The following is a 20,516-nucleotide window of genomic DNA, read 5'->3' as shown; positions in this document are numbered from 1 at the left end:
GCTTGACTCGGCGTCGTTCGGCTCCCCATCTTGCCCGGTCAAACAGCACGCCCGTCGATACCCATGGCGCCGGCCTGATGCACTCGCGCCGTTGGAGGCAATGGTATCGCGCGGCTGGTCAGGCCGTGGTCGTTTGGAGGTCGAGCTTGCCCTGCCTGCTGGCCCAGCGTTCGAAGACAACGGTGCCGAAGGGCGGGATACTCGCGAGCAGGGCGAAGAACGTGATGCGGTTGTCCCAGCGTTGCCGGTTGCGCAACGCCAGGGTGACGACCACGTAGCCGACGAAGATCGCGCCGTGGATCGGACCGAAGATCTGCACGCCGATCTCGTTGCGCACCACCACGTACTTGAAGAACATGCCGATCAGCAGGCCTGCCCACGACACTGCCTCGGCGAGGGCCAGAAGCCGGAAACGTCCGATTGGAGTGGAAAGCATGCACCTCATTCTGTGACGTGATCGCGGTCACCGGCCGTCCGGGGTACGTCATGCGACGCGGCTCAGGCGGGCAGTTCCCGTTTGACGACGTTGAAGATCTCCTCGTCGAGGAACGGTCTGCCGGTGTTGAGCAACCACTGTTCCATGACGCGGTAAGGATCCTTGTGGTATGTCATCTCGCCCGCCCGGGTGGTGCGGACCAGCCCGTTCTGCACCGTCACCGTTGTTTCGCCCAGGTGGACGATGAAACCCCGGTAGCCGAGCGGGTTGGCCAACTGGCCCGGCGTCGCCACCGGCAACGCCGCCAGTTTCTCTTTGAACTGGGCCGTATCCGTTTCCGGCAACCGCCATTCCGGATTCGGCCTGCCGGAGAAGATGTCGAGCTCGACCCGTGCCTGCGTCACCGCGCTCCCCGAGTTGGGCCCGGTGGTCTGCCCGCACGCGGACAGCAACAACGCCAGAAGCAGAAGCACCTGTTTTCCGGGCCGTGCGTTGATGGTGACTCCTACGCTACGAGTGCCGTGCTGTTGTTCTGGTAGAAATAGCCGCAGAAGTCGGTGTAGTTGCCCCTGCAGCAGTTGTTGGGAGCGTACCCCTGGCCGTTGTACTGGTAAATGCTGTTGCCGCAGTCGTCGGTGTATTTCGCCGGAGTGGCACCCGGCTTGTGGCCCCACCACCAGTTCGGCCCGCCGGTCACCAGGCGGTAGAAGTGATAGTCGCGGTTCGGCCAGATCACCAGGACGATGGTCAGCCCATTGGTCTGGCACCCGTCCTTCCAGCCGTCGGAGTACAGTCCGGCGCTCACTCCGCCGCAGGTGATGGATGTCGCGGGATTACCGCTGCGCCGCCCGGGAAGGGCGTACCGCGAATTGGCGATGTGGTTGCTCGCGAAGCAGTAACAGTTGTTCCTGCCGATATACGCCGGATCGTTGAAGGTGCTCGCGTTGGCGTTGAAATAGTTGGAGCCGCAGGCCCACCAGGTGGATCCTTGGATTCCGGTCTCGTCGGGCCCGGTCGGCCCATGGGGATCCTCGGTCGTGTCCTCGCCGCGGGCGGGCGCACTGTCGCGGACCTCAGTCGGGTCCACCGCCGTCCACGACGACTGCACGAGGCTGACGCCCTGCGCGGCGACGGAACGTAGCTCGTCGTCAACGGTGGTGTCCTGGGACTCCGAGGTCCCCAGCAGCCATTCGGCGATGGACGCCTCAGTGGCCGGTTTGCTGCCCACCCGGAACGCGAGCGGCAGCGAGCGGCCCGCGGCGAACCGGGCCCTGCTCCACGCACTGTCGTCCGGCTTGGCCAGCCGGACGAGCATGCCGCGATATCCGAGGCTGAACTGTTCGTCCTCGGTGGCCACCGGCGACAGTTGGGCCGGGTCGGCCACGACCCGCTGGATCAATTCGTCTTCCTGCGAACCGGACAGCGTCCAGGTCGGATTGGGCATCCCGGAGAAGATGTCGAGTTCGATTTCAAGCATATTCCCACCTCGCCGTCCTTGACACAAAAGGCTTCGCGCAGGGGGCAATGGAAATTCGCCGTATGGCGATCCCGGTGACCTCCCTGTCCTCAGGTATACACCGACATTCTTCGGTGAACCAGGGAGTTTATCGGGTGCTCACTCGATTGATCCCGGTATTGACGGCGGGCGACGATGATGCCGCACGAATGCGGGTTTCGCGGCCCGATCTTTGTATCGAACGGATGAAGACCACTTGGCAGTTCGAAACTCGGTGTGCGGCTACGCGTTCGCCCGGCGGAGGCGTTCGGCCGCCTGCGCGCGCACAGCATCACAGGCCACCGGGCGATCGCCGTGCAGGGCCTCCCAGCGGGAGTTGTGGACCGCAGGCCACAGGCTGGCCGCCCACGCGACTTCCTGCTCCTGCACAGTGAACCGGTGCCCCCGGAGATCCTGGTAGGCCGCCAGGAAAGCGGCGGAGCTCTCGATCGGGGCCAGGGTCGGCTGCGCGGAGTTGGCGAACATCCCGCACGCCGCACCCGCCAACGCCGCCTCCGGTTGCCACGCCAGGCTGTCCCAGTCGTGCACCGCCCACACTTCTCCGTTGTGCCAACGCAAATTCTGCGCTTCGAAGTCGGCGTGGCCCAGCACGCACGGCAGCTCGGCGGCCAGCAACCGTTTGCGGGCCCGCTCGGCCGTCTCGATGACGTAGACGGGCACGGCACTCTGGTCCCGCTCATCCAGGAAATCGAGCTTCGGCCACAGCCCGGAATCCGTGTGGTCCCAACGAGCCCAGCGTGGATTCGGCAGCGGCGGCGCAACAGTCACGTCGACCAGCTCGGCCATCAACCGGGCGAAGACCTGCGCGTAGCGCACAGCAATGTCAGGCGAGTCGCCGCGCAGCATTTCACCACCAGCCAGGGACTCCTCAGCGTGCACGGCCAGCGCGCCAACGACAACCACAGGCGTGATCGGCCGCGCACACGGAAACCCCCGCTCCGCCAACTGAACCTGCGCGGCAACACACGCCACGGCCCGGCCGTCATCCTCCCGCGCCTTCACCACGACATCCCGCCCACCAGCCAGCCGCAACCCGAACACCGCCGATATCGACCGCCGCTCGAACAGCACACCGACCGGCTCGTCCCCCAACTGGCCGGAACACCAGCCCGGCAGCCAGTCCGGCAAATCATCCGATGACACAGTTACGAGAGTGCCATGCGCGCGTTGATCTGTCGTGCACACGGAGTATTCCGCGTCCCCAGGGTTGCCACTCCGGGGGCACAGCGGAAGAATTCCCGCTCTCAACAGGGGGTGGGCAAAGTTGTCTTCGGAGCACCGCGAGCTCGGATCGAGCCTCTTCGGGTCGGAGCCATGGCAGCCTGTTCGGGCGAGGGCCACGATCGCCATGGTCGGGATCGCGCTGGCGATGGTGGGCGACGTTGTCGACCTGGTTGTCACCTGGCGCGTGGTGGACGGTTACGAGCGTTATCTGGCGGGGACGGTCAGCTGGCCCGAACTGGTTGCGTCGACTGACTTCGTCACCGCGTTGAACTGGCCGTTGGTGACCGTGGACCTGGTGGCAGGCATAGCGTTTCTCATGTGGATGTGGCGGGCCTACAACAATGCCAAGTTCTTCGGTGGTGCGGCCTCGCAGCGTCTGACCCAGGGCTGGGTGGTCTTCGGCTGGATGCTGCCGGTTGTCAACTTCTGGTTCCCGTACCGGATGATGTCGGACATCTGGCGGGCGAGCCCGCCGGTGCGGCTGACCAGGACCGCACCGATCCTCGGCATCTGGTGGGCGGCCTACCTGGGCGCCACGGTGATCGGCCTCGTCTTGCGGTTCTACCGGGAACCGGACATCGACGACCTCGGCACCTACCTGAGCCTCAGCGTCGCGGGCACAGTGCTGTCGTGCGCCGCCGGCGTGCTGATCTATCTGATCATCAACCAGATCACCGTGTGGCAGAACGAGGCCCGGGACCCCGATATCGGACGTTGACCTGGCGCGTTCCCTGCCAAGGGAGGGCACATGCGGGCACTGGCCGCGCTGGTTCTGCTGGTGTTGTTTCCCCTTGTCGCGGTGTTGCTCGCCGCCGCGAGTGTGGTGCTGGCGCTGTGGTCTCTGACGACCGGCTCCCCGGACCTGGCGCGTGTCCTGGTCATGCCGGGCATGACTGTGTTGGTGGTACTCGTTGTCGCGACCCTGTCGCTGTCGCGGGCGCGCCGCGTCCCTACGGCGGTGGAGGTCTCGGATCCGCAGCTCTGGGCATTGGTGAAGGAGGTGGCGGCCCGGACGGGAACGCCGCCGCCTGACCGGTTACGGCTGATCGCGGAACCCAACGCCTGGGTGTTCCGGATCGGGGCCCTGCGGTACCTCGATGTCGGCTTGCCGTTGCCGGCAGTGCTGGATGTCGACCAGATGCGGTCGGTACTCGCGCACGAAATGGGACACCACAGCAGTGGGCACGTCCCGTTCGCCTCAGCGGTGTACCAGGGCTACGAACTGATGACACGCATTGTTGCGGGGTTGGGTCCGTCGCCGCTGCGGCCGGTGCTGCGCGGGCATCTCGCCCTGTACTGGCGGGTGGCGTCGAAGGTGTTGCGGGACCAGGAAATGGCGGCGGACCGTGTCGCCGTCACCGTCACGGATGCCGCCACGACAGCGAGTGCGCTCCTGGAGATCACCCGATGCGGTGCGGTGTGGGAGAACTACCTGACGAAGTTGGGCGCCCCGGACCGGATTGTGCCCGGCGATGTCTGCGGAGGCTTCCGCGAGTTCTACCGGTCACCGGAAGGAGCCGAAATCCGGGCAGTGCCGTCGGCCAGACAGGTTCCTGGTGACACGCATCCGCCGATGGCACACCGGATCGCCGCGATCGGCGCCGTCGAGGACCGCGTCGGCGATCCGGTCGCACTCGCGGGCTGGACCGACCTGACCCAAGCTGTCGACGAACTCTTGTTCCCCGCGGCCGGCAGGGACCGGCTACCGGTGAAGCAGTATCTGGCGGAGACACGCCGAGACCGCGACCTGCAGACGACGGGTCGCCTTTTCCGTGCCGCGCAACGGATCGGCGGTAAGGGAGACACCGCAGGTGTGCTCGACCTCCTGGAGAACGGCCGGGCGCCCGAGTTGGCAAAGGAAATCCTGCGGGCAGATCCAAGGCCGCGACTGGCGCAGGTCGCCCTTGTTTCCCACTTGGCTGCCGCGCTGGAATTGACCGCGGACGGCGACTCGCTGCAACTGGCCAAAGCGGCTGTCGCCGGGGACGTGCGCGAGGCTCGTGGAGCCCTGACGTCAACCGTGCTCATTGCTCCGCCGCAGCAAACGTTCGCTTTGTTAGGCGCGATGACCGCTGTCGATGTGAACGGCAGGCCGTTCGTGCTGATATTGCTGGAGCACGGACTGGCGTTGTTGCCGACCACCTACATCGATCCGACTGTCGCTCAAACCGTCGAGCAGATCCAGGCATCCGGAGTCCTGCCGGAAAACGCGTGGCGCCTTTGGTATGAGGACTTCGCTGCTGCCCGCGTCGCCGCCGGACGGAAGCTACGGATGGACATCGAACTGCGTGACGGTACGCGCTTGGTGCTGCGCGAAGTCGGTGTCACCGAGGCATTGACGCTCGGTCCTCGCAGTCCACATGGGATCTTGGCGGGCGTCGCCGCAGCGCTGGAGGGTGTCCAGGACAGGGCGCCACGGCGGGGACTGCCGTTGGCGACGCCGAAATCCGCCAAGTTGTCCACCACGATCGCAGCGACGGAGTCGTACGCCAGACGGCTCATCAGCCTGGTGCTCATTCTCGCTGCGGTGCCGTTTGCCGCTGCGGCGGCCACAGGAACCAGTCCTGGCGCCATAGTGCCCGCGCTGGCCTGTGCGATCACCGGGCTGCTGTGGTTCGTCATCGACGCGGCGATGCGCCCCAACCAGACTCGTTGGCGTGGCTTAGGTTTCTCGTTGTCCGGCTTGGTGATCATCGCGGCCGGTGTGGTCGGCCTGACCTATGCCTTCAGGCCGGAACCCGTCGCCGGGTTCGCCGCGTTCGGTGTGGGCCTGTTGGTGCTTGGCGTGTTGCGGTGGCGCGGGCGCTGGCTTCGGATACGCGGCAACGGGTTCAAGGTCACCGCTCTACTGGCCGCGTGTATGGGCGCTGGTCTCATGGTGAGAGACGGCGTGGCGGGTCTCGTGTTGCTGATGATCTCCGCCGTGCTGTTCGGGGTCGGCGAGGCATTCGCCCGGTCGGTGCGGCGTTCCCTGTTCGGGGTGCCGGATCGGGTGAGCGTGGCCGGGGCGATCGCTCTGTTCACCTCGATCACGGGCGTGCTGGGCATCGGGATGGCGGTGTGGGCGATCGTCGAGGCCCGCAGGATGGGGGTCCGGCCGACCCTCGGACTTACGGCGTTGGCACTGTCGATCGCGGTGCTGGTGATTCTTTGGATCGTCCTTGTAACAAACAGTGCGCCGTCGCACTCCTAGTTGGTATCCACGACGAGGGAGGACGAGATGGAAACCGTACTGGGAGTCATCGCGATCATGCTGGCACAGGCCGTACTCCGGCTGGTCGAGCAGCGCGTCACCCGTGAACTGCCGGAAAGCAAGCGGCGATGACCGCGCCTTGGCACGAGCAGGCGATCCACGAGGCCTACGAACGCAACGTGGATCGCCTGGTGGCCTACGCCCGCCGCACCATCAGGTCGCACAACCTGTCGGACGCCGAGGCGGACGCGGAAGGAATCGTGCAGGACGCGTACCTCAAAGCGCTGACCCGATGGGCGGAGATCGAGGAACCGGTGCCCTGGCTGTACGCGGTGATCACCCACCGGGTGCGGGAGATCCGGCGCCGGTCGGTGCCGACGACCGAACTGACCGAGAGCGCGGGTTGGCGCTGGTCGTCGGCTTCGGCGCCGGCCGGTCCGGACGTGGCCGCGGAGTTCCGGGCCGTGCTGGGAGATCTGGCCCGTCTGCCGGAAGCCGAGGCAGTTGTGACGTATCTCGCGCGGGTCGAGGGCTGGTCACACGACGAGATCGCCGAATACCGCAGCATCACCGCAGGTGCGTCCAGGGTGACGCTGCATCGCGCCACCCAACGGATGCGGTTGCGCTGGTCGGCCCTCAACAATTGGACGCGGCCGGCTTGGCAAGGACGTCGTGCCTGGTGGGGGACTGTTTTCGGGTGCCTGCTGGTGGGCATGATCGCGGTGATCCTGTTGCTCTGAGATGGAGTGCCCAGGTTGCAGAGTTGTTGAAATTTCATACACTTGCACTGACGGTGACCATCGTGAGTGAGGAGTGTTACGTGCAGCGACTGCGGGATTTGGCCTTACTGGTGGCCCGGCTGGGCGTCGGCATCGTGTTCATCGCCCATGGCTGGCAGAAGTTCTCCGAGTGGGGAATCTCGGGCACTGCGGAGTCCTTCGGTCAGATGGGTGTGCCCATGCCGACCCTCTCGGCCTGGTTCGCCGCGATCGTGGAACTCGGCGGCGGCGTGCTGCTCGTCGTGGGGCTGGCCCTGCCTGTGGCCGGCGTCCTGCTCGCAGCGGACATGCTGGGCGCGCTTTTCCTTGTGCACGTGGACAACGGCCTGCTGGGGCAAGGCGGTTATGAGCTCGTGCTCGTGCTGGCTGTGGCTGCTCTGGCGGTCGGGTTCAACGGTGGCGCGTTCTCGCTTGACCGGGCCGTGTCGGCGAAGAAGGCGACTGTCTCTGTCTGATCTTGGGCCCAGGTCGGTCATTGCCGACTGACCTGGGCCAAGGATTTAGATGTTGTGAACATCTGGATGTTGTGAATATCCTGATCGCCATGGCGACTCGACACTTGTATGCGGTGCGGCACGGTGCGGCGGATTCGTTCGGTCGGTTGACCGATGCCGGGCAGCGTCAGTCGGAACTGCTGGGGGAGCGGTTGGCAGGTCTGCCGGTCGACGCCGTGTGGCACTCGCCCCTGCCCCGGGCGGTGCGGTGTGCCCAGATCGTGGGTGAGTACCTGCCGGGCGTCGCCGTGCGGGAGGCGGCTGAGCTGCTTGACCACGTGCCGTATGTGCCGGATGAGATGCCTCCGGCCTGGGCGGGGTTCTTCGACGGGTACGACGCGGCGCAAGCCGCTGAGGGTGCGGTCATCGCGGATTCACTGACCGACAGGTTCGCGCGGCCCGCCGAAACCGAGACCCACGAAGTCCTGATCACCCATGCCTATCCGGTGGCCTGGCTTGTGCGGCACGCCCTTGACGCGCCACCGGTGCGGTGGCTGGGGCTGGACTGTGGCAACACGGCGCTGACGGCGATCGAGTATCGCGACGGCCTGGCGCCGACAATGTTGCTGTACAACGACATGAGCCATCTTCCGGCTGAGCTGCGCTGGACGGGGTTCGGGCCCGGCGCCCTGCCGTGAGCGCTATTGATCACGAAGCACGGCATGGGCGGCGCTGAGGCGTTCGGCTTCGTCGCGTTCGGTGTGGTCTCCCGATACGTCGTCGGCCCACTCAAGTAGCCGGTGCAGGTGGGCGTCCGCTGTGGTCGTGACGATGCGAGGGGTGCCGAGGACGACTTCACCGCTGGTCCCATCGATGGTGACAAGGGTGCCTTCGCTGATGGTGCGCCCACCGGCGCTCACCGAGGCGGCGTCGATGGCGAGGCCGGTGATCCCCACGACGGCAGGCTTTCCCATCGCTCGTGCGACAACGGCGGCGTGACTGGCTGGGCCGCCGCGGGCGGTGACGATTCCTGTCGCAGCGGCCAGACCGCGCATGTCGTGCGGGGAGGTCTCCGGACGCACCAGGATGACCGGGCCGTCCGTGGCCATATGCACGGCTTTTTCGGACGTGGTCGCGACCCTGCCGACCGCGACACCGGGACATGCGCCAAGCCCTCGGGCGAGGATGTCGGTCTTCTCCGCTATCCGGTGTGTGCGGACGTGCCGGAGATGCTGCGGTGAGACCCTGAGCAGTGCTTCGTGACGTCCGATCACGCGCTCGTCAGCGAGGTCGGTGGCCACGCGGACAGCGGCACCGCCGACGAAACGGCCAGGCCGCACCTGCAATATCCACAATTCGCCTGCCTGGAAGGTGAACTCGACATAGCACGCGTCGCGGTAGTGCCCCTCGGTTCGGCTCAACGCATCGAGTAGGCCCGCCCATACTGCCGGTTCCCGGTCCGCGAGTTCGTGCAGTGGCCGGGTCAGTGATCTGCCGGAGACGACCTCTTCACCCTGATGTCCAAACAGGACTTCACCGAACGGGACGTTCGCACCGGTGTTGGGATCGCGGCTGAACGCGACGCCGGTGCCGCTGCGGTCGTCGCGGTTTCCGAACACCATCGTCTGCACGATCACGGCTGTGCCGAGGTGGTGCGGAATGTCATGCAGTTCCCGGTAGGTTCGTGCGCGCGGCGTGTCCCACGACGAGAACACGGTCTCCACCGCCAGCTCCAACTGCTGGGCAGCGTCGTCGGGAATCGGCCGATCACTTGTGATCGCGGAGGCGAAGCTGGACAGGAACCGCTGCCGCGAGTCCAGTGCGAACCGCGCGTCACCCGTCTCGGCCGCCAACCCGGCTGTGGCTTCGCTTGTGAGGCCGAGGTTGAGGATCGTGTTCATCATGCCGGGCATCGACACGCTGGCCCCGGAGCGGACAGACACCGCCAGCGGCACCTGTGCTCCTCCGAAGTGGCGTCCGGTGGCGGCTTCGAGGTCGGCGATGGCTGTCGCGAGTTCGTCGTCGAGTCCGCCAGGAAGGCGCCCATCACGCAGGAACGCGCGACATGCCTCCGTGGTGACAACGAACCCGGCGGGCACGGGCAATCCGAGACGGTGCAGGACCACGAGGCCGTGTGCCTTGCTGCCCACCATCTCCGCGGTCTCCTCCAGCAGGGCGGAGATCGGCCGAATCCATTTCATCGGGGGATTCCCAGTGTGGCAAGGAGATCTTCGTGAAGCTCGGCCCATACGCAGTGATAGGACGCGGTGTTGTCGGTCACGTACGCCCGATCTCCCGATGTGGCGCGGGCGAGGGCTTCGGCGAGCCGGGCGCGATACCGGTCGAACCGGGGCAAGGCGGCGGACAACTCGGCGCAGACGACAGCGGCGCGCTGGTGGAACTCAGTGAACCGATCGAGAACGCGGGCGTCATAGGACGGATCGTTGTGGTCGTTGGCGGTCATGACACCGTCGATGGATCGTAGCTGCCACGCGGCGCAGAGGTCGAGCAGTTCCGGGTTGAGCACAAGAAAGCTGTCGAACACCGCTGTTATGGCGGAGCGGGCGCCGGCTGACTCCAGCTCGGCGGTGATCCGCTCGGCATCCGCGGCCTTGCCGGCATCCGTCATTCCCCACCCGCCGAACTCACCGGCCATGTGTGTGACAAGACCGGCGACCGCCAGGTCGATCAGCTCGGACTCCACATCGGACTCACGCAGGCCCGCCGCGGCGGCGATCCGGGGGAGACCGGCGAAACCGATGCAGCGGAGAGTGTGGAGCACCAAGAGATCGGTGCCGGTCGCGGGAGGGGTCATGATTTGGCCTTCCTTGGCTTTGCGCTGGTCGAGGCTGCCGCGTAGGCGGCGCCTCGTCCGTGGGCGCGGGCGACGATCGCGCCGTTCTGGATGCGTACTGCGGCTTCGGTATCGTCATCGGGATCCGGGACTCCGAGCGCTGAAGCGACTGCGGCGTTGTCGTCGAGCACCAAATGCAAGGGCGGCAACGTGAATACGCGCCGCAGACATCCCGTGAGGTCGGTGATTCTGAGGCGTACCAAGCGGCCGGTTTCGGCAGGGTCGTTCGTGACAACTACTACCGTTACCTGTTCGCCGGGTCGCGTGGAACGGATGGCTTCCTCGGCGGCACTGAGGCGACCGGCTCCCAGTACCGCGATCAGGCCGTCGGTGTTGAGGTCGACCTGGGCCCCGCTGATCTGGTCGGTGAGTTCCGCGGGCGGATTCCACGTGTCCTGGCACGGTTGCGCCGGGGCGGCGTAGGGGAGGTGCGGTGGTGCCCAGGTGTCGGCCAGGTCGATCGTCGTCAGATGCTGACACGCGAGCACTACGTCAAAGGGGTCGCCTGCACCCGGTGCGGTTTCGGCTAGGTGGCCTGAACCGTCCAGCAGTGTCAGTACCAGCGCGGCCAGTCGTACTCGCCGCGCTGGCCCCTTACTCGCCGGTTCGCACGACTCCAACGCGGTGGCGAGCAGTAGCGCTTCCAGTTGGGCGACCTCTGCCAGTACCGCCCGTCCGTGGTTGTCATCGAAGACGCCGACCAGCGAGCGCAGTTGCAGGCGTCCGCCTGGAGCTGTGTCGTTGACCATGGGCAGGCGCTCGAGCCAGGTCCGGGCGAATACTCCCAGCGCATCGGCCGGCGGCAACGGCGGTGTTCGGGGCTTGTCGATGTTCTCGACCATGTCGATCAGGACTGCGAGGTAGAGCGCGCGTTTGCTCGGGAAGTTCGAGTACACCGCGCCTCGGGTCAGCTCCGCCCGCTCGGCGATCCGGTCGACCTTCGCCGGGGCGTAGCCGTGCTCGGTGAACTCTTCCTTCGCCGCGGCCAGCACCTTTGCGCGGGTGCGCACCTGCTGCTGTGCTCGCGTCAGCCGAACCATCGCAGCACTCCTTCCCAAGACCTTCGACATCAGGATACTATCAAAATCCGGATGTCGTGAACATCTCTGTTCAGGTTTGGTTGGGCGCCCGGCTTTGCTTCTGCTTTGGTGCTGGTGGCTGGGCTCTGTTCTGGTTTTGGTTCGGTGTCGGTGGCTGGGCTCTGTTCTGGTTTTGGTTCGGTGTCGGTGGCTGGGACGGCTCGATTTGATGACGCGGGAACCCCTGAGGCGGCCACGTCAGGACCAAAGGGCAGGCCCAGTGACGTCGTTGACGGTGAGCGAGACGGTGGACGTGGTGATGCAGCTCCTCGGCGAGCGTCAGGAAGATCTCGGTGTCCCGAAGCTCCACCCACATTTCCGTCGTAACACGTAGCTGGACTTTTCGCCAGGAACACAGTTTCTGCCTGGCTACGGCTTGCGGGCGATTCCGCCGATCAGGAGTTGCCGTATCGGGGCCAGAGGCTGGGTGCGGGGGCCGTCCGGCCACCAGTCGGCGACCGGGACCAGGCCTGGTTCGAGGATTTCCAGGCCGGCCAGCATGTCGGTGATCCGGTCGATGGGCCTGAACTGGATTGTGAGCAGGCTGGCGCTTTGGAATGCCGCTTGCAGCCGCAGGATGCTTTCCGCGAACTCGTGGTCGGGGCCTGGGTCGAGCAGGTGCGCGAACACGACGTAGGAGCCCGGTGCGCAGGCGGCCGTCAACTCCGCCATGATTCGCCAGGGGTCCCACTCGTCGACTATGTAGTTCATGGTGCCGGCGTGGCAGAGGGCTACCGGCTCGCTGAAGTCGATGTACTTGCGGACCGTTGGGTTGCCGATCACGTCCTGGGGGTCGCGGAGGTCGGCCTCCAGGATGCGTGCCTGGTCGTTGCCTGCCAGTAATGCGCGGCCGTGTGCGAGGGTGAGCGGGTCCTTTGCCACGTAGACGATGGTGGCTTCGGTGTTGGCTCGTAGCACTACGTCGTGCATGTTCTCTGTCGACGGGAGGGCTGGGCCGCAGTCCAGGAACTGCCTTATCCCGGCTTCGGCGGCGAGGAACCTGGTGGCGCGCAGCAGGAAGTTGTGAATGTCCTGGGACATCTCGGACAATCCCGGCGCGATCAAGGTCAGCCGGTCGCGCACTTCGCGGTCGTTCTCGTAGTTGTCCTTGCCGCCGAGCATCGCGTCGTACAGACGGACCAGATTCGTGACCTCTTCAGGCACGACGTACTGGTCGTCGTCGCCTGGAAGGTCGTCGTCCTGTGTCATGCGCAGCGTGCCCTCGTCACACTAACAGCCTAGTGCCTGCAACCGGTGCCGGTCGCGCACAGGTCGGTCACTGGCCGCCCAGCGCCGGCCCGAACAGCAGCAACAGATAGCGAATACAGCTCTGCAGCGGCCTGTCCATGAGTGTCGCGCCGGCAAGCAGCGCGATGGCGGTAAGCCCAGCGGCGATCGCATTGGTCCGAACCGGTTTGGCGAACATCGCGGCGATCAGCGTGAACGGCAGCCCGCCGCCGAGATACCCAAGAATCAGTTGGGTAGCCAGGTCGAACCCGGCGTCGAACGTCACCGCCGCGGCAAAGCCCCACCCAATCAACCCGCCGCCACCCACCGCGGCGGTCCACAGAATGGCCGCACGCGTGTCGTTCGGCAGCCACGTCACATCTTCAGTCCGCAACCCAACCGCAAACAACGCGACAAACAGGACAGCAACCAACGCGAGCAACGCGAACAGCATCAGCCCCGACAACCCGGAAAGCGCCCGAAACGGCCGGTCACCGCGCCCAGCCGTCAGAAGAACGGCAACGGTTCCCATAGCCACCGAGCCGGCGAGCCAAGTCCCGCCGAACTGCCATTTCACGAACGCGCACCTTAGCACCCGGTAGAAATGCGAGGCGTGGAACTTGCCGGCCGGGCCTGAGCCCGGCCGGCAACGCTTTGTCAGCTGTTGTCGGCGAAGAATGAGCAGAAGTTGTCGTTTGTCTGGGTTTCGCCGGTGACCTGGTGGTTGACGTCCAGGAAGATTCCCCAGGTGTGCTGGTCGACGACCTTCTTGGTGAGCCAGTAGAAGGTCGAGACCGACTGGCCGGCGGCCATCGGGGCCTGGGAGAACCTGACGTTCGCCTCGTTGCCCAGTTGGCCTGAGAACTCGTCGATGCCGTACACCGGGCGGACTCTGTTCTGGAAGGTCTGGTTTCCGGTCGGCGCGGTGCCCTCGTTCTTGTATGTGACCAGGAGTTTGTACCAGTCGATGCCGTCGCCGTAGTCGACTGGGTCGTCGACGATCGTGCACTGAGTTACGTCCAGGTCGGGGCCGGCCGCTGCCTGTGCCGGGCCGCTGCCGAGCAACAGCGAACCGGTGAAGCCGAATGCGAGTGCCATGCCACCAAGGCTTTTCTTCATGCCTGTGACTTTCCCTTCGAGTTGTTCCGTTCTGTGCGAACAGCTTCAGGGGAAGCGCTGGGCGGGCACATCGGTGGCTATTGCCTACGCGCCCGTTTCAGGGATAGAGCGTCATTCCGGAATCGAGGGCGATCTCGGTCAGTTGGGCGATGGTCAACGGCGGGATGGTGCTACCGGCCACGGTGTCTCGTTTGCCGTCGGAGGGGACGTTCTCGGCGACCACGGTGACGCCTGTTCCGTCGAGCTTGGTGACGTCCACTCGATGTGTCTTCACCGCGCCACGGCCTGACGTTGTGGCCACGATTGTCTCGCCGTTCGGGCCCGTACTGGGAGTGCAGGACTCCTGCGTCTGGTGATCGGTTGGGGGCGCACAGGCCTTCGCCGGGGTGACGTCGCCGCCGAGCCGGCCGATCACCGACCAGACGCTTCCACTTTCCGAGCCGTTGATCAGGGTGGCCCTGGTCTCCAGGTGGTCCGAGCCGCCGCTGCAGCCGTTGGCGTGGGGCTCTGCCTGCGTGGATACGTGGTAGTAGGCCAGTGGCGGGTGCATGATCCCCTCGGGGTACTGGGCCGCCTGGTTCGGGGCGAGCAGGGTGCCTGCCGCGGCTCGGTCGAGCACGGCCTTCTTCAGTACTGCTGACAGGCGGACGGCCGCTTGCTTGATGTCCACCGGCAGCCGGGGTGCGGTCGGAGTGTTGTCCGGACAGTACGTCTGTGTCTCCGGCGAAGGCAAAGGCGACGGTGACGGTGACGACGACGTGACTGGTGGCGGAAGGACCGCGGGCGGGGCCTCGGTGTGGCCGGACAACGTGACCGCGCCGGCGGAGATCGCGATGATCACCAGGGCGACGGGACCCACCCGAAGCCAGGACCTGCGTCGTTCCCGGGCTATCACCCGGTCGACGTCCACAGTGGACGGCGGGGTCGGGCCGATCGCCCGGTCGAAGTCGTCGATGTCCATCTCGTTCTCCATCATGGTTCGACCACCCGGGCCCGCAGGGTGTCCAGGGCCCGCGCGGTCTGGCTTTTCACCGTGCCCGCCGAGCAGCCCAGGATCTCCGCGGTCTCCTCGACTGACAGGTCGCAGTAGAACCGCAGGACGACCGCGGCCCGGCGCCGGACGGGCAGTTCGGCGAGCAGGTCGAGCAGCCCGGCCCGCTCCACGAGATCCGGACCCATGGCCACCGGGACCTCCGGCAGGTCCTCGGTCGGCTCCTCGCGCCGCCACGGCCTTTGCCGTTCGTCCAGCCAGGTCCGGACCAGGATCTGCCGGACGTACGCGTCCAGATGCGTCATCGCCCTGGCCCGTAACCAATGCCGGTACAGCTTCCCGATCGTGATCGACACCAGGTCGTCGGCGAGGAACCAGTCACGGCACAGCAGATACGCGGTGCGCCTGAGCACCTCCATCCGGGCCGTGACGTAGTCGCGGTACGCCGATTCTTCCGGCCGTTGCACCCCAGGGACCTCCCGTGTCGTCTCCCCCCGGTGCATCCACGCTCGGCAGGGCCATCAGGTTTGGCCGCGCGAGCAACCTCGTGCGGTCCGCGTCCCGTTGCAGCAGTGGAGGGGTTTCCCAGAGCGAGGAGACAGAGTGACGAGATCGACCCAACGGCAGGTGGCCGCTGCCCTGGTCACGACAGCGGTGTTAACCGTGATCCCGGCCGGCGTGGCAGTCGCCGCACCGGGAGCGCAGAGCACACCGGCTTCGCCTGCCCAGGTGACGCTGATCACTGGGGACCGGGTGACCGTCCGGACAGGCGGGTTCCAGGTGACGCCCGCGCCACGCGGACGGCCGATGCCGTTCCAGGAGTACACCCGCAACGGTGATCGCTATCTGGTGCCGGACGACGCGGTGCTGCTGATCCAGTCCGGCCGGCTCGACCGCGAGCTGTTCAACATCACCGGTCTGGTCGGCCAGGGCTACGACGACGCGCACACCACGAGCATTCCATTGCTGGTTCAGGGATCGCAGGCGTTGGCGCGCAAAGCGCCGCAGGGCGGCAAGGTTCGCCGGGAACTGCCCGGCCTGGGCATGACCGCACTCGATCAGGGCAAGACCGAGACGGGCTCGTTCTGGCGGACACTTGGCGCCGAAACCTTGGCCGCGGGCCCGGAAAAGATCTGGCTCAACGGGAAGGTACGCGCGACCCTCGACCAGAGCGTCCCACAGATCGGCGCCCCCACCGCGTGGCAGGCGGGCTTCACGGGCAACGACGTACAGGTCGCGGTGCTGGACTCCGGGATCGATACCGACCATCCCGATCTGATCGGCAAGGTGACGCAGGGCAAGGACTTCTCCGGCAAGGGCTCCATCGAGGACGGTCACGGTCACGGCACGCACGTGGCGTCCACGATCACCGGCTCGGGCGCGGCGTCGGGCGGCAAGTACAAAGGTGTCGCGCCTGGTGCCAACCTGGCCGTGGGCAAGGTGCTCGACGATGCCGGTGAAGCGACCGACGACATGGTGCTGGCGGGGATGCAGTGGGCGTCCGCCGAGATCCGCGCCAAGGTCGTCAACATGAGCCTGGGCAGCAGGCGCCCGAGCGATGGCACCGATCCGATGTCGGCCGCGGTCAACACCTTGAGCCGGCAGAACGGCACGCTGTTCGTGATCGCCGCAGGCAACTCCGGCGGGGCTGAGACGATTGCCAGTCCGGGTGCCGCCGACGACGCGCTCACCGTGGGCAGTGTGACCAAAAAGGACAAACTGAGCTGGTTCTCCAGCCGTGGCCCGCGGATGGGCGACGGCGCGCTCAAACCGGAGATCGCCGCACCGGGCGACGGGATCGTGGCCGCCCGCCCGGCCGGCGTCCACGCCGACGACCCGGTAGGGGACGCGTACCAGCGGATGAGCGGCACGTCGATGGCGGCACCGCATGTCGCCGGCGCGGCAGCGATTCTGGCTCAGCAGCACCCGGATTGGGCCGGGGACCGGTTGAAGGCGGCTCTGGTCAGCAGTGTCGCGCCTGTCGCTGAAAGCCCGTTCGCAGTCGGTGCAGGTCGTGTTGACGTCGCACGCGCCATCCGTGCGACGGTGGTCGCGACTGGGAGTGTTTCTACCTATCTCCCATGGCCCAACCAGGGTGCGCAGAAGCGGCAGACGGTCACCTGGCACAACTCCGGCACCGCCCCGGTCACCCTTGGCCTGCAAGCGAACCTGACCTCGGCTGACGGTCAGCAGGCGCCTGCCGGGCTGCTTGGTCTGGCCGCGAACAGTGTCACTGTTCCCGCTGGTGCGAGTGCGTCGGTAGACGTCATCGTGACCGCACAGGACGACCGTCCGGGCACGTACAGCGGTATTCTCAGCGCCCGCACCGCGGATGGTGTGATCTCCACTCGCACAGCCATTTCCGTACGCCAGAAGGAGCAGAGGCACAACCTGACGGTCACATTGCTTGATCGCAATGGTGTCGCTCCGCCGGTGGACCCCGAGCGGCCAGGCATCGCGATCATCAACCTGGACACCGGTGAGGTAACCAGATTGTTCCCGGGCACGATCGATCTGCCCAAGGGCCGTTACACCGTGCACGGCGTGATTGAGACTGCCAGAGCCGGGCAGGAGCCGGAGCTCAGTATGATCAGTCACCCGGAACTGGTGCTGGACAAGGATGTCACGCAGGTCCTGGACGCCAGGGCAGGCAAGCTCGTCTCCGCCGAGCCGGACAACCCCGCGGCCGACGGCGGAACCCACACCATGAGCGCGTTCAGCAAAGTCCGCTCCTGTTCCTGCACATTCGGGTATTTGGTCGAGATCAACCCCAGGCTCTACCCGATGTTCGCGGCGACGGTCCCGGGCACGGCGTCGGACGCGTACGCCTTCGGGCAGCACCGGCGAGCCACCGAACAGGTGCTGGAGCTGTCGGCGAACGACGGCCAGCCGTTCCAGGTCAAGACCGAGTGGTACCAGGCCTCGCTCACCGCGGAGAACCTGACTCTGCCAGTGGTGCACGGCGGTGCGGGGACAGTGGAGGACATCGCCAGGATCGATGCCCGCGGCAAACTCGTGCTGGTCGACATTCCACGCACAATCTCGTACGAAGACATGGTGCAGCGCACCAAGAACATCAAGGACGCCGGCGGCAAGCTGGTGATGGTGAACTTCTTCGACGAGGCCCCTGGCACCTCGGTGCTGGGCGGGGGACCGATCGAGCCGTTGGCGCTGCCGATGCTGTACTCGTTCAAGAGCGTGACAGCCGACAGGTTCGAGGCATACGTCAAGAAGGGCAACGCCGCGGCGAAGTATGTCAACCGGCCGTTCCCGAACTTCCGTTACGAGCTGGCCTACGGCGTCGAGCGTCAGCTCAGCACCCCACAGGTGCACAAGCCGAAGGACCGGGAGCTCATCCCGGTCCGGACCTCGTACCACGACAACGTTCCCGGCGAGGTGCGGTACTGGGCTGCCATGGATTTCTTCGGCAACTCGCTGTACAGCCAGTACACGCAACCGGCTGCCGGGCAGCAGGAACGGATCGAGTACTTCACCCCGGGCAAGTGGGCGGTGTCCTGGTCGACGGCAATGCGGGGCCCGAGTTATGATGACCAGCTTGACCTTCTGCAGGGCAAGTCCTACCGGATCGGGTGGAACAAGGCGGTGGTCGGCCCGTCGTTCCGCGGCCTGACCCGGACCAACGTCGCCGAGCAGCCGCGTCCCTGGGTCATGCGCAAGGACGGCGAGATCAACGGCTGGCTGCCGCTGTGGGGCGACTCGGCCGGCCGGGCCCGCCGGGTGGACGAGTTCCCAGGTCCCGACATCTCCGGGGAGTTCAGTCTGTACCGGAACGGAAACCTGCTCAAGAGCGTGCCGGTGGCGGACCCGGCCTTCATCCCGGTGCCGGATGAGGCGGCCGACTACCGGCTGACCGGTGAGGTCAACCGGAAGGGCGACCCGAACTGGCCACTGTCCACATCGATATCAGGTGACTGGCGGTTCCGTTCGTCCTCGGCGGACGAAGGCAAAGCCCTGCCGCTGCTGAACGTCCGGTACGACCCGGCTGTCGACCTCCGCAACCGCGCGCCAGGCGGGAAAGCCTTCTCGTTCCCGGTGTCCGTGGAGCGGCAGGGCGGAACACCCTGCGTCGCCAAGTTCACGGTCGATGTGTCCTATGACGACGGTGCCACCTGGCAGCCTGCTCACGTCTGGCACATCGGGAACAGCTGGAACGTCGGCGTCAAGCACCCGGCGTCCGGCTTCGCTTCCCTGCGGGCCAACGTGACCGACACGGACGGCAACTCGGTGCAGCAGACCGTGATCCGGGCCTACCAGATCGGAAGCTGAGAAAGTTTCGCGCGGACCGTCAGGACTTTCCTGGCGGTCCGCACCTCGCTGTTCTACTTGGCGTTGGCAAGGGCCGTCTTGGCGTCGCTGAAGAAGCGGGTCACGCCGTCGGCGACGGACATCTTGGCGAAGGCGACCTGTTTGGCGGCGGCGTCCAGGGCGTTCTTCACGTCGTTGTAGCCTGCCGGAGCGGTCGGGGCGTTGGGGATGCCGTCCTTGACGACTTCCTGGGAGACGTACTGGCCATAGGTCACGTCTCGTTTGTCGGAGGCGCTCAGGCTGGGCAGCAGGGTGTTGAGAGCCTTGTCGGAGGGCGGGAAACCGCGCTGGATGCCCATGATCTTGATGGCGTCGGTGTCGGTGGCGAAGAAATCGATCAGTTTGGCGGCGCCGTCCGGGTTCGAGCTCTTCACCGGGACGCTGAGCAGGACACCGCCACTGGGAGCCTGGCCCGTCTTGCCGTTGCTGCCGCGCGGGACGATCACGATGTCCAGTGCGTGCTGGGTCAGCGGCTGGATCTGGGCGAGGCCCCAGCCGGTGGTCATCGCGACCTGGCCGGTGATCAGCGGGTGGTTGCCGGTCGCGGAGTCCGCATTGGACAGCATCTCGGGCGGGCAGATCGCGCCGGACTTGCGCAGGCCCTCCCAGTAGGTGAACCATTCCTTGAGGTCGTCCTCGTTGAAACCCAGGACGCCCTCGGCGGTGTAGAGATCCTTGCCGCGCTGCCGCAGCCACGGCTGCAGCGCGCCGGAGTCGTCCCGGGACGCGTCCAGCGCACCGTATTTGCCTGATCCCATCGCCTTGGACAGTTCACCGGCGATGGTGGTGAAGTCGTTCCAGGTCCAGTTGTCGGTCGGGACCGGGATCTTGGCCTGTTCGAAGACGTTCTTGTCGTACACGACAGGGGCATATCCCGAACCTGAGGGGACGCCGTATGGCTTGCCACCGACGGTTCCGGCCGTACGCACAGCTGGGTACAGGGTGTCCAGGTGGATGGTGTCAGGGATGTAGCGCGACAGGTCGGTGAGCACGCCCTTGGCCGCGTAGGTGCTGACCAGGGCCGTGTCCATCTGGAAGATGTCCGGTGGGTTGCCGCCGGCGAACTCGGTGTTCAGCTTGTTGAAGTAGCCGTCGTAGCCCGAGAACTGAGCCGTGACCGTGATGCCGGTCTTCTGCTTGAACAGATCGAGCGTCTGCTGGTAGGCGCGGTTGCGGGCCTCGCCGCCCCACCACCGGAACACCAGCGCGCCGCTCGACGAGGAACCGCCGCCGCCGCTCGGCGGGGCGAAACCGCACCCGGCGAGCCCGGCCGCGGCGACGCCACCGGCCGCGAGGCCGAGGAACCCTCTCCTGGAGAAGTTTTCAGACATGTGCTGC

The 20,516-nt window shown here is 66.2% G+C and carries 19 protein-coding genes; 6 read left to right on the top strand and 13 right to left on the bottom strand.

Annotated features, from left to right (window positions below; all coding sequences use genetic code 11):
• Nucleotides 1-118: 118 nt before the first annotated feature.
• The 4 genes from JOF56_RS53655 to JOF56_RS53640 all read right to left on the bottom strand — a co-directional run bounded on the left by JOF56_RS53655 (nucleotide 119) and on the right by JOF56_RS53640 (nucleotide 3,095).
• A complete protein-coding gene (locus JOF56_RS53655; protein ID WP_209647122.1) occupies nucleotides 119-436 on the bottom strand; it encodes a DUF3817 domain-containing protein in 318 nt (105 codons plus the stop codon).
• Between the two features lie 62 nt (nucleotides 437-498).
• Entirely contained in the window at nucleotides 499-909 is a 411-nt protein-coding gene (locus tag JOF56_RS53650) for a hypothetical protein (RefSeq protein WP_209647121.1), read from the bottom strand.
• Nucleotides 910-941: 32 nt separating this feature from the next.
• Nucleotides 942-1,913, bottom strand: coding sequence for a hypothetical protein (locus JOF56_RS53645; protein ID WP_209647120.1), 972 nt, complete (start codon nucleotides 1,911-1,913; stop codon nucleotides 942-944).
• 261 nt (nucleotides 1,914-2,174) lie between these two features.
• Nucleotides 2,175-3,095: a phosphotransferase gene (locus tag JOF56_RS53640; protein WP_307855694.1), complete on the bottom strand. Its 921-nt coding sequence runs from the start codon at nucleotides 3,093-3,095 to the stop codon at nucleotides 2,175-2,177.
• A 121-nt stretch (nucleotides 3,096-3,216) separates the two neighbouring features.
• Between JOF56_RS53640 and JOF56_RS53635 the strand changes: the two genes are divergently transcribed.
• The 5 genes from JOF56_RS53635 to JOF56_RS53615 all read left to right on the top strand — a co-directional run bounded on the left by JOF56_RS53635 (nucleotide 3,217) and on the right by JOF56_RS53615 (nucleotide 8,280).
• Nucleotides 3,217-3,894 (top strand): DUF4328 domain-containing protein, encoded by a 678-nt coding sequence (locus tag JOF56_RS53635; protein ID WP_245378792.1) that lies wholly within the window; start codon nucleotides 3,217-3,219, stop codon nucleotides 3,892-3,894.
• Between the two features lie 30 nt (nucleotides 3,895-3,924).
• The gene (locus tag JOF56_RS53630; RefSeq protein ID WP_209647117.1) at nucleotides 3,925-6,369 is read left to right on the top strand and encodes a M48 family metallopeptidase; all 2,445 of its coding nucleotides are present in this window, start codon (nucleotides 3,925-3,927) and stop codon (nucleotides 6,367-6,369) included.
• A 128-nt stretch (nucleotides 6,370-6,497) separates the two neighbouring features.
• Nucleotides 6,498-7,109, top strand: a complete 612-nt coding sequence (locus JOF56_RS53625; RefSeq protein ID WP_209647116.1) for an RNA polymerase sigma factor — start codon at nucleotides 6,498-6,500, stop codon at nucleotides 7,107-7,109.
• Between the two features lie 53 nt (nucleotides 7,110-7,162).
• Complete coding sequence (locus JOF56_RS53620; protein ID WP_307855693.1) at nucleotides 7,163-7,603, top strand: DoxX family protein; 441 nt, start codon at nucleotides 7,163-7,165, stop codon at nucleotides 7,601-7,603.
• Nucleotides 7,604-7,692: 89 nt separating this feature from the next.
• Nucleotides 7,693-8,280 carry a histidine phosphatase family protein gene (locus JOF56_RS53615; protein ID WP_209647115.1) on the top strand — a complete coding sequence of 196 codons (588 nt, stop codon included), beginning with the start codon at nucleotides 7,693-7,695 and terminating at the stop codon, nucleotides 8,278-8,280.
• A 3-nt stretch (nucleotides 8,281-8,283) separates the two neighbouring features.
• Here the strand turns inward: JOF56_RS53615 and JOF56_RS53610 are convergent, their stop codons facing one another.
• The 8 genes from JOF56_RS53610 to JOF56_RS53575 all read right to left on the bottom strand — a co-directional run bounded on the left by JOF56_RS53610 (nucleotide 8,284) and on the right by JOF56_RS53575 (nucleotide 15,319).
• Nucleotides 8,284-9,783, bottom strand: a complete 1,500-nt coding sequence (locus JOF56_RS53610) for a pyruvate, phosphate dikinase (RefSeq protein WP_209647114.1) — start codon at nucleotides 9,781-9,783, stop codon at nucleotides 8,284-8,286.
• Nucleotides 9,780-10,397, bottom strand: a complete 618-nt coding sequence (locus JOF56_RS53605) for a transcriptional regulator (RefSeq protein WP_209647113.1) — start codon at nucleotides 10,395-10,397, stop codon at nucleotides 9,780-9,782. Before JOF56_RS53605 ends, JOF56_RS53610 begins: the two co-directional genes overlap by 4 nt.
• Entirely contained in the window at nucleotides 10,394-11,476 is a 1,083-nt protein-coding gene (locus JOF56_RS53600) for a TetR/AcrR family transcriptional regulator (RefSeq protein WP_209647112.1), read from the bottom strand. The genes JOF56_RS53605 and JOF56_RS53600 overlap by 4 nt, the downstream gene beginning before the upstream one ends.
• A 408-nt stretch (nucleotides 11,477-11,884) precedes the next feature.
• Nucleotides 11,885-12,724 (bottom strand): SAM-dependent methyltransferase, encoded by an 840-nt coding sequence (locus JOF56_RS53595; protein WP_209647111.1) that lies wholly within the window; start codon nucleotides 12,722-12,724, stop codon nucleotides 11,885-11,887.
• Nucleotides 12,725-12,791: 67 nt separating this feature from the next.
• Nucleotides 12,792-13,319 (bottom strand): hypothetical protein, encoded by a 528-nt coding sequence (locus tag JOF56_RS53590; protein WP_209647110.1) that lies wholly within the window; start codon nucleotides 13,317-13,319, stop codon nucleotides 12,792-12,794.
• Nucleotides 13,320-13,399: 80 nt separating this feature from the next.
• Nucleotides 13,400-13,861: a hypothetical protein gene (locus JOF56_RS53585; RefSeq protein WP_209647109.1), complete on the bottom strand. Its 462-nt coding sequence runs from the start codon at nucleotides 13,859-13,861 to the stop codon at nucleotides 13,400-13,402.
• Nucleotides 13,862-13,958: 97 nt separating this feature from the next.
• Complete coding sequence (locus JOF56_RS53580) at nucleotides 13,959-14,837, bottom strand: hypothetical protein (protein WP_209647108.1); 879 nt, start codon at nucleotides 14,835-14,837, stop codon at nucleotides 13,959-13,961.
• Nucleotides 14,834-15,319, bottom strand: coding sequence for a SigE family RNA polymerase sigma factor (locus JOF56_RS53575; protein WP_209647107.1), 486 nt, complete (start codon nucleotides 15,317-15,319; stop codon nucleotides 14,834-14,836). The genes JOF56_RS53580 and JOF56_RS53575 overlap by 4 nt, the downstream gene beginning before the upstream one ends.
• Nucleotides 15,320-15,455: 136 nt before the next feature.
• Here JOF56_RS53575 and JOF56_RS53570 point away from each other — a divergent pair, with 136 nt between their 5' ends.
• A complete protein-coding gene (locus tag JOF56_RS53570; protein ID WP_209647106.1) occupies nucleotides 15,456-19,139 on the top strand; it encodes a S8 family serine peptidase in 3,684 nt (1,227 codons plus the stop codon).
• Nucleotides 19,140-19,192: 53 nt separating this feature from the next.
• Here JOF56_RS53570 and JOF56_RS53565 read toward each other — a convergent pair whose 3' ends face one another.
• Nucleotides 19,193-20,509, bottom strand: coding sequence for an ABC transporter substrate-binding protein (locus JOF56_RS53565; protein ID WP_209647105.1), 1,317 nt, complete (start codon nucleotides 20,507-20,509; stop codon nucleotides 19,193-19,195).
• Between the last annotated feature and the right edge of the window lie 7 nt (nucleotides 20,510-20,516).

Source organism: Kibdelosporangium banguiense (assembly GCF_017876405.1).
Taxonomy (GTDB): domain Bacteria; phylum Actinomycetota; class Actinomycetes; order Mycobacteriales; family Pseudonocardiaceae; genus Kibdelosporangium; species Kibdelosporangium banguiense.
This window is presented reverse-complemented; position numbering and strand designations above follow the sequence as displayed.